This window comes from Thalassotalea euphylliae (genome assembly GCF_003390335.1).
GTDB lineage: Bacteria > Pseudomonadota > Gammaproteobacteria > Enterobacterales > Alteromonadaceae > Thalassotalea_F > Thalassotalea_F euphylliae_B.
Genome location: NZ_QUOU01000001.1, coordinates 4,124,631 through 4,144,159, shown reverse-complemented (window position 1 = coordinate 4,144,159; position 19,529 = coordinate 4,124,631). Strand labels below are relative to the sequence as shown.

At 39.2% G+C, this 19,529-nt stretch carries 12 protein-coding genes; 8 read left to right on the top strand and 4 right to left on the bottom strand.

The genetic code is table 11. The features are described 5' to 3' along the window. Window positions 1–51 precede the first annotated feature (51 nt). Complete coding sequence (locus DXX93_RS18015; protein WP_116006822.1) at window positions 52–1,020, bottom strand: IS30 family transposase; 969 nt, start codon at window positions 1,018–1,020, stop codon at window positions 52–54. Window positions 1,021–1,389: 369 nt separating this feature from the next. On the opposite strand from DXX93_RS18015, the gene DXX93_RS18010 reads away from it, so the two are divergent. Further along, window positions 1,390–2,598: an IS256 family transposase gene (locus DXX93_RS18010; RefSeq protein ID WP_116007348.1), complete on the top strand. Its 1,209-nt coding sequence runs from the start codon at window positions 1,390–1,392 to the stop codon at window positions 2,596–2,598. Window positions 2,599–2,658: 60 nt separating this feature from the next. On the opposite strand, the gene DXX93_RS18005 is transcribed toward DXX93_RS18010, so the two are convergent. Both DXX93_RS18005 and DXX93_RS18000 read right to left on the bottom strand, forming a co-directional pair. Continuing rightward, window positions 2,659–3,708, bottom strand: coding sequence for a FecR family protein (locus tag DXX93_RS18005; RefSeq protein ID WP_116009319.1), 1,050 nt, complete (start codon window positions 3,706–3,708; stop codon window positions 2,659–2,661). Then, window positions 3,705–4,265, bottom strand: coding sequence for an RNA polymerase sigma factor (locus tag DXX93_RS18000; RefSeq protein WP_116009318.1), 561 nt, complete (start codon window positions 4,263–4,265; stop codon window positions 3,705–3,707). Before DXX93_RS18000 ends, DXX93_RS18005 begins: the two co-directional genes overlap by 4 nt. Window positions 4,266–4,506: 241 nt before the next feature. Here DXX93_RS18000 and DXX93_RS17995 point away from each other — a divergent pair, with 241 nt between their 5' ends. Next, window positions 4,507–5,475, top strand: coding sequence for an IS30 family transposase (locus DXX93_RS17995; protein ID WP_116006822.1), 969 nt, complete (start codon window positions 4,507–4,509; stop codon window positions 5,473–5,475). 238 nt (window positions 5,476–5,713) lie between these two features. Further along, window positions 5,714–8,503 carry a TonB-dependent receptor gene (locus tag DXX93_RS17990; RefSeq protein WP_181902261.1) on the top strand — a complete coding sequence of 930 codons (2,790 nt, stop codon included), beginning with the start codon at window positions 5,714–5,716 and terminating at the stop codon, window positions 8,501–8,503. Between the two features lie 81 nt (window positions 8,504–8,584). Here the strand turns inward: DXX93_RS17990 and DXX93_RS17985 are convergent, their stop codons facing one another. Beyond that, window positions 8,585–9,793 carry an IS256 family transposase gene (locus tag DXX93_RS17985; RefSeq protein WP_116007348.1) on the bottom strand — a complete coding sequence of 403 codons (1,209 nt, stop codon included), beginning with the start codon at window positions 9,791–9,793 and terminating at the stop codon, window positions 8,585–8,587. Between the two features lie 161 nt (window positions 9,794–9,954). Between DXX93_RS17985 and DXX93_RS17980 the strand changes: the two genes are divergently transcribed. Genes DXX93_RS17980 through DXX93_RS17960 form a run of 5 tightly spaced genes read left to right on the top strand, consistent with a single transcriptional unit; the run spans window position 9,955 to window position 19,194 of the window. After that, on the top strand, window positions 9,955–11,517 hold the full coding sequence (locus DXX93_RS17980; RefSeq protein WP_116009316.1) for a sulfatase family protein: 1,563 nt from the start codon (window positions 9,955–9,957) through the stop codon (window positions 11,515–11,517). Continuing rightward, window positions 11,517–14,729, top strand: coding sequence for a glycoside hydrolase family 2 TIM barrel-domain containing protein (locus DXX93_RS17975; protein WP_116009315.1), 3,213 nt, complete (start codon window positions 11,517–11,519; stop codon window positions 14,727–14,729). The genes DXX93_RS17980 and DXX93_RS17975 overlap by 1 nt, the downstream gene beginning before the upstream one ends. A gap of 8 nt (window positions 14,730–14,737) precedes the next feature. Beyond that, on the top strand, window positions 14,738–16,105 hold the full coding sequence (locus DXX93_RS17970; RefSeq protein ID WP_116009314.1) for a sulfatase-like hydrolase/transferase: 1,368 nt from the start codon (window positions 14,738–14,740) through the stop codon (window positions 16,103–16,105). A gap of 9 nt (window positions 16,106–16,114) precedes the next feature. After that, window positions 16,115–17,755 (top strand): right-handed parallel beta-helix repeat-containing protein, encoded by a 1,641-nt coding sequence (locus tag DXX93_RS17965; RefSeq protein ID WP_116009313.1) that lies wholly within the window; start codon window positions 16,115–16,117, stop codon window positions 17,753–17,755. Continuing rightward, the gene (locus tag DXX93_RS17960; protein ID WP_258872705.1) at window positions 17,755–19,194 is read left to right on the top strand and encodes an arylsulfatase; all 1,440 of its coding nucleotides are present in this window, start codon (window positions 17,755–17,757) and stop codon (window positions 19,192–19,194) included. Before DXX93_RS17965 ends, DXX93_RS17960 begins: the two co-directional genes overlap by 1 nt. Window positions 19,195–19,529: the final 335 nt, after the last annotated feature.

The window sequence follows — 19,529 nt, the reverse complement described above, 5'->3', positions numbered from 1 at the left end:
AATTTACCTTATGTATATAGATTCTTGAATTCAACTAATAAGTGCAATCGTTTATGCAGCCACTAATTTCTCTGGCTGACCGGTAAATAATTCATAAGGTGTTTTATAACCTCTTGTCTTTCTTGGGCGGTGATTGAGCTTATCAACTGCCGCCTGAATTTCTTCTTCACTAAGCGCCATAAAGTCTGTGCCTTTGGGAAAGTAACGTCGCAGTAAACCGTTAGTATTCTCATTGATACCTCGCTCCCACGAAGCGTAAGGGTGGGCGAAGTACACATCCGCTTCTAGCGCTTGAGCAATTCGCTCATGTTGAGCAAATTCTTTACCATTATCGAAGGTAATCGTCAGTACCTTTTCTTTGAGTGGCATAACACTATCAATGATAGCGTCTGCTGTAATATCAGCATGTTTGCTCTCAATACGCCTAACAACGGTATAAAGTGTCTTTCGCTCAACCAGTGTGACAAAGGCGTGTTGGCGCCCTTTTCCTATAACAGTATCACCTTCCCAATCACCAAGACGAGATTTTGTGTCAACTACCGCTGGGCGTTCATCAATACCGACACGGTTCACAAGTTGGCCACGCTTACTATAGCGGCCATAGCGTTTTTGGTATTTTTTACCTGCTCTGGTGAGAGATTTATACAGTTGACCACCTTGGGCTTTATCCTGATAAATATAGCGGTAAATACTCTCATGGTGCAGGGAAAGCTTTTCTTCTAATTTAATCCGTCCAGTAATTTGCTCTGGGCTAAAGTCTTGCTCAAGCAACCACTTAATCCAACCTTGGACCTGCTCTGTGATTTTGACTGACTTAGTAGCCGATTGACGTCTTTGTTTAGCCAATTGGTGAGCTTGTTTTGGTCGATAGCCCCTCAATCCTTTATTGCGTCGTATCTCGCGTGAAATGGATGACGGACTGCGCTCTAAAATTTCAGCTATCTCTTTTTGACTATGTTTTGCTTTTAACAAAGCGTAAATCTGGTATCGTTCAGCTTGTGTCAGCTGTTTGTAGTTCATAAGGCTATTTCCTTTGGCGAGAAAGTAGCCGAACTATAACAGCTGGCCACCTAACCTGAGAAATTGCACTTATTATGCGAATCTAAGAATTTAATATCTAAGCGGAGTGTAAATCAACATGCCCGATTGAAAATAGCTCAAATGAAAGTATAGAGAGCCTTCGTTAATACGTTCAACAAGAGCAAAATTATGCTGTAAAGAAGGAAATATATAGTGTTTTTATGGAGATACTTAATTATGCCTAAGCAAGTTATATTTGAACGACAATCTTTGAGAAATTGGAAATGAAAGGCAATCACTTAGACTCTGTAACTAAATCTGTGTAACTGCCTATTATTAATACCCATATAGGGTTTAGGATAGGTAGTTATGAACAAGAAAGAACTTGAAGTCTTTGCCAAGCAAGCGGCTAAATCCATCAAAACGGAAGCAGATTTAACGAACTTTCGTAAAATGCTTACCAAGGTAACGGTTGAAGCTGCGCTTAATGCGGAGCTGGATGAACACCTTGGTTATGTTCGTCATGAGCAATCCATCAACGATAATTCACGCAATGGCTATTCGCCCAAAACTATACGAACAGAAGATGGCGAGATTGATTTAGATACACCTCGTGATAGAGATTCTAGTTTTGAGCCTCAACTGGTTAAAAAGAATCAAACCCGCTTTACGTCAATGGATGACAAGATTTTATATCTGTATTCCAAAGGCATGACGACTCGTGAAATCGTGTCCACATTCAAGGAAATGTACGATGCAGATGTTTCACCAACACTGATTTCTCGTGTGACTGATGCGGTTATCGCTCAAGTCGTCGAGTGGCAAGCCAGGCCGCTTGATGCTGTTTACCCAATCGTCTATCTCGACTGCTTGGTTGTAAAAATACGCCAAGATAAGCAAGTCATCAACAAAGCCATTTACTTAGCCTTAGGCGTGAATATCGAAGGCCATAAAGAACTTCTAGGTATGTGGATATCAGAAAACGAAGGCGCGAAGTTCTGGCTTAACGTATTAACGGAGCTTCAAAACCGTGGCGTCAAAGATATCCTTATCGCCTGTGTCGATGGCCTTAAAGGTTTCCCTGATGCAATTAATACCGTTTATCCTGACACACAAATTCAGCTTTGTATTGTTCATATGGTGCGTAATTCATTGAAGTTTGTGCCGTGGAAAGACTACAAAGCCATCACGGCTGATTTAAAGCGCATATACCAATCGGTAACTGAAGATGAAGCCTTAATGGCCTTAGAGCAGTTTGAGCAACGCTGGGACAGTAAATATCCCAATATCTCTCGCTCATGGCGAAATAACTGGCAAAACGTTAGTACCATCTTCAATTACCCTGAAGATATCAGAAAAGCTATTTACACCACCAACGCTATTGAATCGCTGAACTCAGTTATACGTAAAGCCATTAAGAAACGTAAGCTGTTCCCACATGACGATTCGGCGAAAAAGGTGGTTTACTTAGCTATTGAGCAGGCATCTAAAAAATGGACGATGCCGATAAGAAATTGGAAATCGGCCTTAAATCGATTTATGATCGAATTCGAAGACCGATTAAAAGATGTTATTTAAAACTGGCAGTTACACAAAATGTGTTACAGGGTCATCACTTAACGTAATCGCCTTTTATATTTAGCTTGATTTAAAACTCAATCTTATCTTATTTGTTGAAAGCTGCTTATGTTCAATATTAAATGTCTTTTCTAATATTGCTAGTAGCCCGCGAACATCACCAGTCTTAAATCTTCCTGCGATTTGCATGTTCCGTAACTTCTCATCATGAGCTAACTCTATTTCTAACTCCGTATATCGAGCGATTTCCTTAATGGCTTCTTCAAGCGTATCACCTGTAAACACCAGTTTACCTTGTTGCCAAGAAAGAGCTTTGGTCATCTCATTTCTATTAACTGTTTCTATAGTGAGCCGATAGTCAACAGGTGATGTATCTAGAGATACCTTTTGCCCCTCTGAGACTGACAATGAAACATGAGATAGCTTCTGAATATTCTTTAGACTCCTTTCGTCTATATCTGCAACGAGTACTTTACCATCAGTAACTAACAGCTCTACTTCATGGGTACTGTATTCAACGTTAAATGCAGTACCTACGGCTTGAATCACCTTCTCTCCTGCAACGACACTCAGTGGTCTATTTAAATCATGTGCAACTTCAATATGCATCTCACCTTTTTGCAACTCAATAATTCTCGCAGTATCTGTATAAGCAATGTTTACCAGACTATCAGTATTCAAAATCAGTATACTGTCGTCAGGTAAGTGAATCGTATTTTTTTCACCAATTTGAGTTGAGTACATCTTCTCAATAGCTGCGTATTTCGGTGTTACAGGTATTTCTTCGGTAGGAAAAAAGAAAAGTAAACTAAACATGACCAGCACTGATGCTGCAATAGCACTATGCCAATTGTAAGGTTTTTCTTTCTTAACCAAGTCTTCAGGAACTATTTCTGCAAGTCTATTTAGCTCTTCTAATTTTTCTGAAAATTTCGCAACATCCAACATGGTTTCCATATTGGATGGTTTTTCATAAAGCCATGACTGGAATGTTTGGGTTTCTTCTGAAGTTAAACCTCGATCGATTTTCGCAATCCAATCGCAGGCTACATCTAACGCGTCGTTAGACATCTGTGACGCATTGATAAAATTTACAACATTATTGTTCATTTTGCGTCTCCTTGTTTAGTTTTAACAAAGCTTTTCTCTTCTAGGCTTCTTTGGTTTTTAATAAATTGATAACATCGTTTTGTGCCAGCAGAAACATGTTTTTCTACTGTGCTTTCACTTAACCCGAGACTAGATGCAATTTCTTTTTGGCTGTGGCCATATACTTTTTTAAGCACGAATACTTTTCTACATTGCACTGGAAGCATTCTAATTGCTTCACACAGCTCTTCAAAATCTTTGTTTGAAGTGTATTTTTGAAATTCTTCATCATGAGTAGTATCTGTTAAAAGACTTTCAAAAGCATTCCAGTCATCAACATCGTCAACTAACTTAACTCTCGCTTGTTTAGCGTAATCAAGTGCTAAATTTTTAGCTGTCTTATACATAAAAGATTTAGGTGAAGATATTCCCTTTACGTCCTTTACGCCACACAAACGTACGTAAGTTTCTTGTACAATATCTTCTATATCGCTAGGCGGCACAATTCGTGCCACTAAGCGATTCAGCCCTTCTTTTGAAGAGAGAAATAATTTATGAAACATATTTTCATTAGTCATACATTAGTCATCGAATTATAAAACATTTGGACCTCATTGTGTATGACGAGTCACCATTTGTTTTCCGCTATTAAATTTAGTAACTAGTGAAAATATTTTTGTGTCGGCGCAAAGTTTCATTTTTAAATTGGCAGGTGTAGTGAAATTTTATAATCTTAGATTCGCATAATAAGTGCAATTTCTCAGGTTAGGTGGCCAGCTGTTATAGTTCGGCTACTTTCTCGCCAAAGGAAATAGCCTTATGAACTACAAACAGCTGACACAAGCTGAACGATACCAGATTTACGCTTTGTTAAAAGCAAAACATAGTCAAAAAGAGATAGCTGAAATTTTAGAGCGCAGTCCGTCATCCATTTCACGCGAGATACGACGCAATAAAGGATTGAGGGGCTATCGACCAAAACAAGCTCACCAATTGGCTAAACAAAGACGTCAATCGGCTACTAAGTCAGTCAAAATCACAGAGCAGGTCCAAGGTTGGATTAAGTGGTTGCTTGAGCAAGACTTTAGCCCAGAGCAAATTACTGGACGGATTAAATTAGAAGAAAAGCTTTCCCTGCACCATGAGAGTATTTACCGCTATATTTATCAGGATAAAGCCCAAGGTGGTCAACTGTATAAATCTCTCACCAGAGCAGGTAAAAAATACCAAAAACGCTATGGCCGCTATAGTAAGCGTGGCCAACTTGTGAACCGTGTCGGTATTGATGAACGCCCAGCGGTAGTTGACACAAAATCTCGTCTTGGTGATTGGGAAGGTGATACTGTTATAGGAAAAGGGCGCCAACACGCCTTTGTCACACTGGTTGAGCGAAAGACACTTTATACCGTTGTTAGGCGTATTGAGAGCAAACATGCTGATATTACAGCAGACGCTATCATTGATAGTGTTATGCCACTCAAAGAAAAGGTACTGACGATTACCTTCGATAATGGTAAAGAATTTGCTCAACATGAGCGAATTGCTCAAGCGCTAGAAGCGGATGTGTACTTCGCCCACCCTTACGCTTCGTGGGAGCGAGGTATCAATGAGAATACTAACGGTTTACTGCGACGTTACTTTCCCAAAGGCACAGACTTTATGGCGCTTAGTGAAGAAGAAATTCAGGCGGCAGTTGATAAGCTCAATCACCGCCCAAGAAAGACAAGAGGTTATAAAACACCTTATGAATTATTTACCGGTCAGCCAGAGAAATTAGTGGCTGCATAAACGATTGCACTTATTAGTTGAATTCAAGATTTTAAATTCTTCCCTATACATTCAAAAACTCGAATAGGCTTAATTCAATATATTTAGCAAGGCTATAACTTCCTGTTGTGACCAGTTATATAGATTAAGAAAATTTTTATAACTGGTGGTTTTTTCTACCTCAATCGTCCTACTAAAAACATCCAATGAAAAATCAGACGATGTCTACATAAAATTAAAACAAATGGGGAGAAGAGTTGTGACAAAAGCACCAAACTTAAAGCTTAGCAAAGTTGCTAAAAGCTGCTTTTTAGCATTATCAATTACAAGCATCAATAGTTTCGCTGCCGAAGAAAATTCAGATAAAAGAAAAGATAAAGAAATTGAAGTTATTGAAGTTACAGGTATTAAAGAAAGTTTATCTAGTGCAATGAACATGAAACGTAGCACAGATAATATTGTCGAGGTTATTAATTCTGAAGACGTTGGTAAGTTACCAGATAATAACCTTGCAGAGGTTTTAGAAAATATTACTGGCATACAAATTGATCGTACTTCGGGTGTTGGTAGCTCAGTATCTATTCGCGGTTCAGACCAAAATAGAGTTGAAGTTAATGGTCGAGGCACAGCTCCCGCAGAAGATGCTCGTGGTGGTATTAGCTTCGAAGACTTACCCGCATCGCTTATAGCGTCAGTAGTTGTAACTAAGGTTCCGACAGCTGATATGGTAGAGGGGTCATTAGGTGGAACAATTGACTTAAAAACTTATCGCGGCCTAAGTCTAAGTAAACCTATTCGTTCAATAACAACAAAAGCTGAATACGCTGAAAATAGAGATGAGTGGGGCCCTAGTATCTCAGGAACATTCGGTGATAAGTTTCAAACTGATTTTGGTGAAATAGGAGTTGTATTCTCTGCAAACCATCAAGTTCAGAAAGTTAGAGAGGACTCTTTAAATGTTCGTGTAGGAACACGAGGTGGGATCGATCTCGATCAATTTGGAGGGCCGGGCGACGGCACATCAGCACCAGATACATATTTACGACCAACTTTCGCACAACAGTTTTTCAGTATTGAAGACCGCACTACAGATGCGTTTAGCGGTTCTATTGAATGGCAAGCAAATGATGACTTGAAATTATTTGTCGATGCGACTCTTACTCGTGCAGAAACAGATCGTCGAGGACACGGCGCATTTCTTGGTCAACCGGGAGCAAGGGGGGAACGGGATCATCTCGACTCAGCAACTTTCGACGTATTCACTGCTAACGGTGTGTCTATTCCTATAATATCTTCAACCCAAGTTGATGGAATACAACTACGTTCTACTAATTCTAGCTTAAGCCGCGAAACTGATACAGATTTGTTTGCTTTAGGTGGTGAATGGATCATTAATGACAGTTTAGATATGTCATTTGAATTAAGTGATTCTGAATCAGATACATTCGCACCTCAGTTTAGCTTGGTAACTCAATTTCAAAATCCTGATGCATCCAATATAAACAGTGCGGGAAGTCGCCAAAGAATTAATTTCTATTACGATAACACAGGCGACTTAGCTTACGGGCCTGCCGATGACTTTACAGGTGACCTAAGTGATCCAAATAGTTACGCGGTATTTGTTGCTCGTGATAGAGCTTCATATTTTGAAAACAGTGATTCAGCTCAAAAAATAGATTTTAGTTGGTATTTTAACAATAACGTATTTTCTAATCTGGAGTTCGGTTTGAGAACCAGTCAAAGAGATTCTACTCGCGATCGCATAGTACAATCTTCTGCAAACTTTCCGGGCCTTGCTCAAGGAGACTTAGCACCGTTTTTAAGTCAAACTCCAACTGATTTCTTTGATTTTAATTCAGGTGCTTCTTACTTGGATGGCTTCTTAACAGGTGACCCTTCTCAATTAAAGAATTTAGAAGAAATTAGAAGCGCATTAGGAATTTCATTAGCTCCAGATCCTGACAGAACACAGTACTTTGGTGTTTCAGAAGATACATTGGCTGGTTACGCTAAACTCAACATAGATACTGAAATATTCGGCGATATGCAACTAACAGGTAATGTTGGTGTACGAGTAGTTCAGACTGAACAAACTGCCGATGGCTTCCGCATCAACAACGGAGTTGCTGAAGATATCTCAGAGAAGCAGGACTATACTGAAACCTTACCAAGTATGAGTTTAGTACTTGCTGTTTCTGAAGAAACTTTAGTTAGATTTGGTGCTGCGAAAATACTGAGGCGACCTGACTTTGGCGATTTATCTCCAACAGTTAACTTCCCTTTAAACAGCAACCCGGTACAAGGCGGTAATCCTCAGCTTTCACCCACAACCGCTAAACAATACGATTTGTCTGTTGAACACTATTACGGTGAAGCTAGTTACTTTAGCGCAGGTATTTTCTTTAAAGATATTGATGAAGTAGTTGGTAGTGAAGTAATCGTTGACGGGATTTACAATCCTAACGCTATAGATAGCGAGGCACCTGAAGGTTCAGAACCCGGAAACCTTGTAGATCTAATTCTTCCAGTTAATCAAACAGGTGGAGAAATTAAAGGTATAGAATTAGCAGTACAACACACATTCGATAATTTACCAAGCCCATTAGATGGATTAGGTCTTAGTGCAAATTACACTTACCAAGACGGTGAAAGAGACGCTAGCTTCACTTTACCGGGTTTCCTACAAGGTGAAGGTGAAACAGTTGAGTTGGACTTAAACTTTAGAAATTTGTCTGAAAATTCTTACAATATTACAGTATTTTATGAAAAGCATGGATTTAACGCTCGTGTAAGATATACCTATCGAGATGCTTTTCTTCGTGAAGAAGCAATTGACTTAGCCAATGGATTACCTTTCTATCAAGATGATAGAGGACAATTAAATGCTAGTGTTTCTTATGACATTAATGATAGTTTTTCGGTAACATTATCAGGAGTAAACCTCACCAAAGAAACTTTCGACGAAAGAGCCATTTTTGAAGATGGACCTTTAGTTCAACAACGAGATGCTGATAGAAGATATGTTTTAGGTGTTAGAGCACGCTTTTAAGCATTAATACTGATAAATAAACTAGAAGCCTTGTAATCACTTACAAGGGACCCTGTAACACATTTTGTGTAACTGCCAGTTTTAAATAACATCTTTTAATCGGTCTTCGAATTCGATCATAAATCGATTTAAGGCCGATTTCCAATTTCTTATCGGCATCGTCCATTTTTTAGATGCCTGCTCAATAGCTAAGTAAACCACCTTTTTCGCCGAATCGTCATGTGGGAACAGCTTACGTTTCTTAATGGCTTTACGTATAACTGAGTTCAGCGATTCAATAGCGTTGGTGGTGTAAATAGCTTTTCTGATATCTTCAGGGTAATTGAAGATGGTACTAACGTTTTGCCAGTTATTTCGCCATGAGCGAGAGATATTGGGATATTTACTGTCCCAGCGTTGCTCAAACTGCTCTAAGGCCATTAAGGCTTCATCTTCAGTTACCGATTGGTATATGCGCTTTAAATCAGCCGTGATGGCTTTGTAGTCTTTCCACGGCACAAACTTCAATGAATTACGCACCATATGAACAATACAAAGCTGAATTTGTGTGTCAGGATAAACGGTATTAATTGCATCAGGGAAACCTTTAAGGCCATCGACACAGGCGATAAGGATATCTTTGACGCCACGGTTTTGAAGCTCCGTTAATACGTTAAGCCAGAACTTCGCGCCTTCGTTTTCTGATATCCACATACCTAGAAGTTCTTTATGGCCTTCGATATTCACGCCTAAGGCTAAGTAAATGGCTTTGTTGATGACTTGCTTATCTTGGCGTATTTTTACAACCAAGCAGTCGAGATAGACGATTGGGTAAACAGCATCAAGCGGCCTGGCTTGCCACTCGACGACTTGAGCGATAACCGCATCAGTCACACGAGAAATCAGTGTTGGTGAAACATCTGCATCGTACATTTCCTTGAATGTGGACACGATTTCACGAGTCGTCATGCCTTTGGAATACAGATATAAAATCTTGTCATCCATTGACGTAAAGCGGGTTTGATTCTTTTTAACCAGTTGAGGCTCAAAACTAGAATCTCTATCACGAGGTGTATCTAAATCAATCTCGCCATCTTCTGTTCGTATAGTTTTGGGCGAATAGCCATTGCGTGAATTATCGTTGATGGATTGCTCATGACGAACATAACCAAGGTGTTCATCCAGCTCCGCATTAAGCGCAGCTTCAACCGTTACCTTGGTAAGCATTTTACGAAAGTTCGTTAAATCTGCTTCCGTTTTGATGGATTTAGCCGCTTGCTTGGCAAAGACTTCAAGTTCTTTCTTGTTCATAACTACCTATCCTAAACCCTATATGGGTATTAATAATAGGCAGTTACACAGATTTAGTTACAGAGTCGCTAAAATTTTTTATTTTTCAATATGCGGATATTGTTTTCATAGTCGTCTTACTATTAATCGGTTTTAAACAAAAAATACAACTAGAGTGAACTATGAGACTTTCATCCGCCTTATTAGCAGTATTGCTCGCTAGCAGTATCATTGGCTGTAGCCCAAAAGTTTCTGAAAAACAATCAGAAGAAAATCAATCAATACCTGCCACATCGGTAAAACCAAACTTGGTTATTTTTTATATTGACGATCTAGGTTACGGAGATGTCGGCGCATATGGCGCTAAGGGTGTTGAAACCCCTAATATCGACCAATTAGCGAATAATGGCTTTAAACTTACTGATGCACATAGTTCTGCTGCTACTTGTACACCATCTCGCTATTCTCTGCTGACAGGAGAACATGGATTTAGAAGCAATGCTTCTATTTTACCGGGGGATGCACCTGCATTGATTCGTCCCGGCAAGGCTACACTTCCTTCAATGTTGAAGAAAGCGGGATATGAAACCGCAGTTGTCGGTAAGTGGCACCTTGGCTTAGGTGACGGAAATGTTGACTGGAATGGCGATGTATCTCCCGGTCCATTGGATATTGGATTTGACTACAGCTTTCTTCTACCTGCAACTGGCGATAGAGTACCAACGGTATATCTTGAAAATCGAAATGTTGTAGGTCTGGATAAATCTGATCCAATTCAGGTTAGCTATAAAGAAAAAGTTGGTGATCGCCCAACAAGAAAGGAACGACCTGATTTAGCTCGTGTTGTAGCAGATGAACAACATAGTGACACTATTATCAACGGCGTGAGCCGCATAGGTACTATGGCAGGAGGTGAATCTGCCCTTTGGAAAGATGAGGATTTCCCTGATATATTTACTGAAAAAGCGGTGAACTTTATTCGACAGAATAAAGATAAACCTTTCTTCCTGTTTCATTCTTATCACGATATTCACGTTCCAAGGCTTCCACATCCGCGTTTTCAAGGCAAGAGTTCAATGGGGCCTAGAGGCGATGCGATCGTACAAATGGATTGGATGACTGGACAAGTTGTTAAAGAACTTGAACAGCTTGGTATTGCTGAAAATACAATCATAGTATTCACCAGCGATAACGGTCCTGTTCTAACAGATGGCTATGATGATATGGCAATTGAAATGTTAGGTGAACACAAGCCTGCGGGTCCTTTCAGAGGTGGTAAATACAGTGCTTATGAAGCGGGTACTAGAGTGCCAACTATCATCTACTGGCCAAATACTATTGCTCCTAAAGAGTCAGACGATCTTTTCTCTCAAATGGATATTTACGCTTCAATGGCGAAACTACTAGATATCCAGCTAGAAGATGGTGAAGCAATGGATAGTGTTGAAAACCTAGATTTCATGCTTGGCATGGCACCTTCAAACCGCAAAGAATTAATTGCGGAAGCTGTAGGTAATAGGTTGTCATTACGTATTGATGAAATGAAATACATAAAACCAGTAAAACGCAAAAATGAAGCGCCTTTCCTTATCCGTAAAAATATTGAAGGCGGTTTTTCAGTCGAGCCTCAGTTATATGACTTAAGTAAAGATGTTGGTGAAACTAATAACATTGCAGCCGAGCACTCAGAGTTGGTGACAACTATGGAAAATAAACTTCAGCAAATTATTAAGGAAGGCTACTAATGCTTAAACCGACTTTAATCGCAACAGCAGTTCTTTTATCAATTATTGGCCTTTCTGGGTGTAATTCTAATGAAGTTGATAATGTAATTGCTGAAACGGCTCAAGAATGGAAAAAGCCTGAAATATTTGAAGTAAATCGTCTGCCTGCACGTGCCAGTTTTTTTGCATTTGAAAGCGAAAAATTAGCTAAAAATGGTAATATAGAGCGATCTAAAAACTATTTATCGTTAAACGGAGAATGGCAATTCAATTGGGTAGATCGCCCAGCGCTCGCACCTGAAAATTTTTACACCTCAGAATTTGACGCTTCTAAATGGGGAAAAATTAACGTTCCCGGTAATGTTGAACTACAAGGTCATGGTAAACCCCATTACTTAAACATTGAGTATGTATTTCCTGCAAATCAACCACATATACCAGCAGAATATAATCCGGTAAGTTCTTACTTAAAAACATTTGAGTTGCCTGCTAATTGGGATGGCCAAAAAGTGACACTTCATGTTGGCGCTGCTAATTCGGCTATGTATGTTTGGCTTAATGGAACAAAAATTGGATACAGCGAAGACGCAAAATTGCCGGGAGAATTTGACCTCACACCTTATCTGAATAAGGGCAGTAATAACTTAGCGCTTCAAATTTTCCGTTGGTCAGATGCGAGCTATCTCGAAGATCAAGATGGATGGAGCCTTTCGGGCATTGAACGAGATGTTTACCTTTACGCCACTCCCAAAAGCAATATAGCTGATATTACCGTCGGCTCTAGCCTAGATGACTCATATGAAATTGGTGAGTTCAAACTAGACTTAGATTTGGCTGAACCTGAAGGTATTTCTGAAATTGAAATAGAGCTTAGTTATCAAGATGAAATGGTATTTTCTGACTCTAAGGAGGTTACAAATAAGCAACAAGTAAGTTTTGTTCGCACCGTTTCTGACGTTAATAAGTGGTCAGCAGAAACTCCTGAATTGTATCAGTTATTTGTAACGACAAAGGATAGCGAAGGCCAAATTATTCAAGCTATTAATCAAGATGTAGGCTTCCGACGTTTAGAAATGGCGGACGGGTTGTTCAAGGTGAATGGCCAAGTAGTGACTATTCGCGGTGTAAACCGAGTCGAGCATCATATGCATGGCGGACGCACATTGACAAAAGAGTCGATGCTAGAAGATGTGCTTCTTATGAAGAAGAACAACATTAATGCTGTTCGTACCGCTCATTTCCCTAACGATACTTACTTGTATGAATTAGCGGATAAATACGGTTTGTATGTTATGGGTGAAGCAAACATCGAAGCTCATAAGTACATGCAGATGGGCAATCAGCCAGAAAGAAAACAACAAATTGATGATGAAGATCCAAAAACGCAAAAGCCTAAAGGAAAATTTGATCGAGCTGCCAATCAGCGCAAGTACCATCTAGGTTTTAAACCAGAGTGGCACGGAGCACATATGGCACGAGTAACCCGAATGGTTGAAAGGGATAAGAACCACCCTTCCGTAATTTTTTGGTCTCTGGGTAATGAATCAGGTTTAGGCCCTGTATTTGATGACGCTGCTGCTTGGATAAAAGAAAATGATCCTAGTAGACCTGTTACTTACGGTGGTTGGGGTACGAAAGATGGTCATACTCAACTAGATTATTCTGAAATATATACACCTATGTATGACTTTATATGGGAGCTTAACGACTATGTTGCTGGCAAGCCAGATAGACCCCTTATACTGGCCGAATATGCGCATGCAATGGGGAATAGTGTTGGTAACTTAGATAAGTATTGGAAAACCATTTATGCCCATGAGCAATTACAAGGTGGGTTTATTTGGGACTGGGTCGATCAAACTATCTTAAAAACAAACGATAAAGGTCAGCAATATTGGGCATTCGGTGGCGACTTTGACGAAGGTAAAAGTAACACCAACTTTTTAGCTAACGGTTTAATTCAAGCAGATAGAACGCCTAATCCACATTTGAATGAAGTTAAGAAAATTTACCAACCTATATTATTTGGTGAATTTGATATAGAAAGTAGAAGACTTCAGGTAAGCAATAAATATAACTTTAATTCAACGAATGGTTTGAATTTTAGTTGGCACTTTTTAGAGGATGGAGTCGAAGTTAAATCAGGCTCTATGAAGGGGATAGATGTAGCTGCGAATAGTGACGCTTGGGTCGAATTGGATCTACCTGACTTCGAATTAAATAGTGATAAAGAGTACCACATTAGGTTCAATGCTAAATCAGCTAAAGCGAGCAATGGATTAGAGAAGGAACATCTCGTTGCATGGGAGCAATATGGTTTAAGTGAGCCAATATTTGAGGCGACTACAAACAACCAAAAAATAGTAAATATTGGTAAGGACAAAGGCGCGATTTCAGTCTCAGGAGATAATTTTTCAATTACCTTTGATGATAAATCAGGTTTGATATCAAACTACATGTACAGCAATGTCGAACTTTTTTCCGAAGGGATTAGTGCCAACTTCTGGCGGATACAGACAGATAATGATCGTGGTTTTGGTTGGAGATACAATACCAAGGATTGGCTGAAAGCCAGTCTTAAGCAGGAACTTAAAAGTATTGATTTTGAACGCTTAAATCCACATCAAATTGCGGTTAAAACCATTCATAATTTAGCCAATCAAATAGGAAGCTTTACCACTACATACACAATCAATGGCTCTGGTGAAATAACCGTTAAAGGCAATTTGAATGTCGAAAAAAGTAAATTGAACTTTATGCCTCGAATCGGGATTCATTTTGAAATGCCTGCGGGATTCAACGATCTTTCTTGGTTTGGTCGCGGACCACACGAAAACTATGTTGATAGAAAACAAAGTGCTGCTGTTGCTGTTTATAATTCCACGGTAGATCAACAAGTTCACGACTATACAAGACCACAAGAAACGGGTGGTAAAACTGATACGCGTTGGATGTCGGTGGTTAATCAAGCAGGAGTTGGTATAAAGGTTCAATCAAATCAACTGTTCCATTTTTCTGCTCTCCCTTACGCCAAATTTGATCGCTATGACATTAAATCATTGCCCTTGCATACAGTCGAAGTGCCATTCAAAGACGTCACTAGTGTCCAGCTTGATTATAAACATTTGGGCGTTGGGGGTGACAATAGTTGGGGAGCAAAGCCGCACAAAGAATATCAAATTCCAGCGAAAGACTATGAATTTGAGTTTTTAATTTCACCATTTAAGGGCTAAAAAACACTATGAAAAATATATTATCAGTAGTTTTAGCCGTATTTAGTGGTTTTGTTTGCTCAGCAACAGCTCAGGAAAAACCCAACCTGATTGTTATATTAACAGACGACCAAGGCTATGCTGACGTTGGCTTTAACGGTAGCAAAGATATTAGGACTCCAAATATTGATCGACTAGCACAAAGTGGTGCTCGATTTACAAACGGCTATGTAACTTATGCCGTTTGTGGACCTAGTCGAGCTGGTCTTTTAACCGGACGATATCAAGACCGATTTGGGTTTGGCCGGAATCCAGTGATTGATCCGAATGACGCTACTTCGGGTTTACCTTTAGATGAAAGTATGATTTCCGAAGTACTAGAGCCTGTAGGTTATACATCAGGCATTGTGGGCAAATGGCATATGGGGACGCATCCTAAATTTAGGCCTAACAAACGCGGATTTGATTATTTCTATGGGTTTTTATCTGGCGGTCACAGATATTTCCCAGAAGAGCTAACAGTGGAGGACATCTATCAAGCGGTTGATAATTGGTCTTGGTACAAGACAAAGTTACTTGAAAATGAAACTAAAGTTGAGCTTGATAAATACTTAACTGACAAGTTATCTGACAAAGCAATTGAGTTTGTTGAAAGAGAAAAGGACAACCCATTCTTTTTATATCTGGCATACAACGCTCCTCACACTCCACTACAAGCGACGCAAGAATATCTTGATAGAAACAAGCATATAAAGAATAAAGAAAGACGTACCTATGCGGCTATGGTCACATCTGTAGATGACGGGGTTGGCCGACTCTTGAATAAGTTAGAAGAATTAGACATCTCTGAAAACACTATTGTTTTCTTCCTATCAGACAATGGAGGAGCAGGAAACAATGCATCAGATAATGGGCCATTAAGAGGACACAAGGGTAAATATACAGAAGGAGGGATTCGGGTTCCTTTTGCAGTGTCTTGGCCCGGAACTATACCTTCGGGAGTAGATTATGATAATCCTGTGAGTTCTATGGATATCATGGCGACTATTGCTGAGATTTCTAAAGCCCCTGTTTCAGATAAAAAACCTTTAGATGGCGTAAATTTAATCCCGTTTTTAACTGGTAACAAGCAAGGTCAACCTCATGATGCCTTGTATTGGCGTAACTTCGATAAGAAGGTTTTCGCTAGTCGTGAAGGAAACATTAAAACAATATCATCGCCAAAAAGTGGTATGCAAATGTACAACCTTTCAAATGATCTCGCAGAGCAGCACAATATTTCTCAAAGCAAAATGATGAAATATTTAGAGCAAGATAAGAAAGTTGAAAACTGGAATGAAGGATTAATTGCACCAATTTTTAAACCCCTTCAAAAGTCGAAAAACAAGAAAAATTAGGGTTAAACCGTGACGATTTTTAAATATGCTGTGTTGTTATTAGCTTTTTCGTTAAACGCAATTGGTGCTGACTATTACCTTAGTCCAAATGGCAATAACACCAATAAAGGAAGTGCCCCAAGTTCTGCTTGGAAAGAACTATGGAAATTACGCAAAGTTCAACTTATGCCGGGTGACAATGTGTATTTTGAGGAAGGAGCGTCGTTTACTGGCCAATTGGTTATTGAAGGTGTTAGAGGAACTGAGCAGAGTCCAATATCGATTGGCACTTTCTCTGTAAAAAATGGAAAAACGTCAATCAATTCAGGCATGGCACATATTGATGCTGATAAGCATCTTAGCGCTATAAAAATAGTCGATAGTAGCTATATTAAAGTTTCCAATCTCGAAATTACTGCTAATACCCCAATTTCGGATAATTTGTCTGGGAAGAAAAAGGAAATGAGAGTTGGTGTGTTAATTCGTACTTATTCGACGGGGAGTTACCAATCAATCTCATTAGATAACTTGAACGTACACGATGTGTTCTACTATTCCAAAGGTATAAAACGAAGCAGCAAAGAAACTAAATCTGCAAATGGAACGCAAAACTATGGTTGGGGCATCAGAGTTATAAATAACCTGCCAGACGCAACTATTAATGATTTAAAAATCACAAACTCAATAGTAGAAAATGTAGCGCATACGGGTATTAAATTTACGTCTAAACATAGAAGAATCTTTGACGTAACGGTTCAAGGAAATAAAGTTTATAGAACAGGTGGACCGGGTATCCAATTAAGCGGAGTTATTGGTGGATTGTTTTCTGATAATCAAGTGAATAAATCAGGTAGTCATGATGATCCTAGGAAGTGGGGACGAGGATCTGGTCTGTGGACATGGAGCAGCGAAAAAATAATTATCGAACAAAATCATTTCACTAACGCTAATGGCCCGGGTGATTCGGCTGGAGTGCACATTGATTTCAATTGCAAAGATGTCATTGTTCAATATAACTACAGTGCAAATAACGCAGGCGGTTTTTATGAAGTTTTAGGCAACAACTACAACACTGCTTATCGCTATAACATCAGTTATAACGATGGCCATCGAGTTAAAGGTAAAAATGGCGCTTTTCAAGAAGGAAAAACGTTTTGGTTAAGCGGTTTTAATGGCAAAAAGAAGCGCAAAGGGCCATTTAACAGTTATTTCTACAATAATACTATTTACGTCGATGCATCTATCGTTTCTAAGGTTGCTATAGACAAAGCAACCGATGGAGCATTAGTTGCCAACAATATTTTTCATGTGATCGGCGACGCAGGATATGTATTAGGCGATCAATATACACCTGAAAAAAATGGTAAAAGTAACACTAAGAATTTTGAATTTTCTAATAACTTATTTTTGCATTCAAAAAGTTGGCCTCATGCGGCACCTGTTAGTGATGCTGCGCCAATATTTGGTGATGCTGGCTTTGAATTAAGTGAAACACCAGTGCCTGAAGAGTTTGAGCCGAAAAATACTAATATTGTGAAAGATAAGGGAGTTCTAATTAGCTTTATAGAAGGTGATGTACTGGGATTATATGTTGGAATGGAACCTAGAATGGACTTCTTTGGAAATCCAATTGTTGGTAAGCCTGACTTGGGCGCTATTGAGGTTAACTAATGATTATAATGGTTCGGTTGCTGAGTTGTTTTCTTGTTGTTTTATCTCTTTTTTCAAATGCAGAATTGAATAGTACTGATGCAAGACCTAATATTCTATTGGTGTTAGCTGATGATCTTGGATATGGTGATTTAGGTAGCTACGGGCAAACTAAAATCAGGACGCCTAATATAGATTCATTAGCTGAGTCAGGAGTTCTATTCACACAACATTATGCTGGTTCTACAGTTTGTGGACCATCTCGCGCGAGCCTGCTTACGGGTTTTCATACTGGTCATAGCCCCATTCGAGGTAACCCAAAGTGGACGGCTAGCGGCAATCCAGTAGAAATCTCACCTAGTTATCCCTCTCTGGGGTTAGTGATGCAAAATGCTGGATATCAAACTTCATTGATTGGTAAGTGGGGAATGGCTGACGGTAAGGAATTCAACTTAGACGCTATGCCAAATCAAAATGGCTTTGATTTCTTTTATGGGTATAAAACTCATCTTGCAGCACATCATTTTTACTGGCACGAAATGTATCGGAATAATGACAAGGAAATCATTCAAGGAAATGGTTATTTAACCAATACAGGGGTTTATACGCATGACTTATTCACTGATGAAGCGTTGCACTATTTAGATGGAGTTGATGCTAGCTCGCCCTTTTTTATGATGCTATCTTACACCATTCCTCATAAAGCCATTACGGTGCCTGACGATTCTAAATCACAGTACCTAAATTTAGGTTGGCCAGAAAGAAAGTTGCAAACCAATGGTCATTATAAAAATGATCCAGAAGGTAATGTTAGTTACGCAGGAATGGTCTCTCGACTAGATAGAGATATAGGTAAACTCGTTTCAAAGCTAAAATCTGAAGGGCTTTACGAAAACACGTTGATTATTTTTACCAGTGACAACGGGCATGAGTATGACAATGGTTTTTTTGATAGCAATGGTCCCCTAAAAGGAATGAAAAGAGATCTGTATGAGGGAGGGATCCGGGTTCCAATGATAGTTCTCTGGCCAAATGCTATTAAGCAAGGTAGAAAATCTGAGCATGTTTCAGCGTTCTGGGATTATATGGATACATTTTGTGAAATAGCAAAAACCGCATGCCCTGATTCTGATGGTATTTCTTTTTTACCTACTTTGTTAGGTGATAAAGAGCAGAAAAAACATGAATATTTGTACTGGGAATTCAATGAGGCTAAAGGGCCTACACAGGCATTGCGGGTTGAAGATTACAAATTAGTTAAACGTTACAAGATGCCGATAGAGTTATATGACTTGTCTCGGGATATTAGTGAAGAAAGCAATTTGCTAGCGACTAAAACGGATAGCGAGTACCTTGAAATAGCAATTAATATGGAAAAACAACTGAAAGAAGCACGGACACATAATCCTGAATTTATTCTAAAAAAACTTCCTAATCCTTGGAAAAAAACACCTAAATAAGATGTTGATTGCCAATTATTCGGATTACTGATTTGTTCGAGAAAAATCTAGCCTTTTGTTAGTTTTCTACCTCATCATTGTGTAAATACATTGAGAAAGTGAAGTAACTGCTGCTTTCTCGAATTGAGGGTTTTACGTTGGCACTTATCCATTAGCAAAAAGGTAGTTCCATCTTTTATCAATCCCCAAAATTATCAACTTATTGTTAATTTTCTGGAAGTAAGGGGTGGACTTGCGAGCGATTCAATGTTGGGAGTTTCTATTCCCTTGTAGCTATATAAAGTCAGGTAATCTTTTGAGTTGTCTTTAGATATCAACCAAACAAAATTTGGCTT

What these genes read in the sequence shown, in the direction of transcription:
- DXX93_RS18015 (WP_116006822.1), bottom strand. Translation starts at nt 1,020, where the DNA reads ATGAACTACAAACAGCTGACACAAGCTGAACGATACCAGATTTACGCT.
- DXX93_RS18010 (WP_116007348.1), top strand. Translation starts at nt 1,390, where the DNA reads ATGAACAAGAAAGAACTTGAAGTCTTTGCCAAGCAAGCGGCTAAATCC.
- DXX93_RS18005 (WP_116009319.1), bottom strand. Translation starts at nt 3,708, where the DNA reads ATGAACAATAATGTTGTAAATTTTATCAATGCGTCACAGATGTCTAAC.
- DXX93_RS18000 (WP_116009318.1), bottom strand. Translation starts at nt 4,265, where the DNA reads ATGACTAATGAAAATATGTTTCATAAATTATTTCTCTCTTCAAAAGAA.
- DXX93_RS17995 (WP_116006822.1), top strand. Translation starts at nt 4,507, where the DNA reads ATGAACTACAAACAGCTGACACAAGCTGAACGATACCAGATTTACGCT.
- DXX93_RS17985 (WP_116007348.1), bottom strand. Translation starts at nt 9,793, where the DNA reads ATGAACAAGAAAGAACTTGAAGTCTTTGCCAAGCAAGCGGCTAAATCC.
- DXX93_RS17980 (WP_116009316.1), top strand. Translation starts at nt 9,955, where the DNA reads ATGAGACTTTCATCCGCCTTATTAGCAGTATTGCTCGCTAGCAGTATC.
- DXX93_RS17975 (WP_116009315.1), top strand. Translation starts at nt 11,517, where the DNA reads ATGCTTAAACCGACTTTAATCGCAACAGCAGTTCTTTTATCAATTATT.
- DXX93_RS17970 (WP_116009314.1), top strand. Translation starts at nt 14,738, where the DNA reads ATGAAAAATATATTATCAGTAGTTTTAGCCGTATTTAGTGGTTTTGTT.
- DXX93_RS17960 (WP_258872705.1), top strand. Translation starts at nt 17,755, where the DNA reads ATGATTATAATGGTTCGGTTGCTGAGTTGTTTTCTTGTTGTTTTATCT.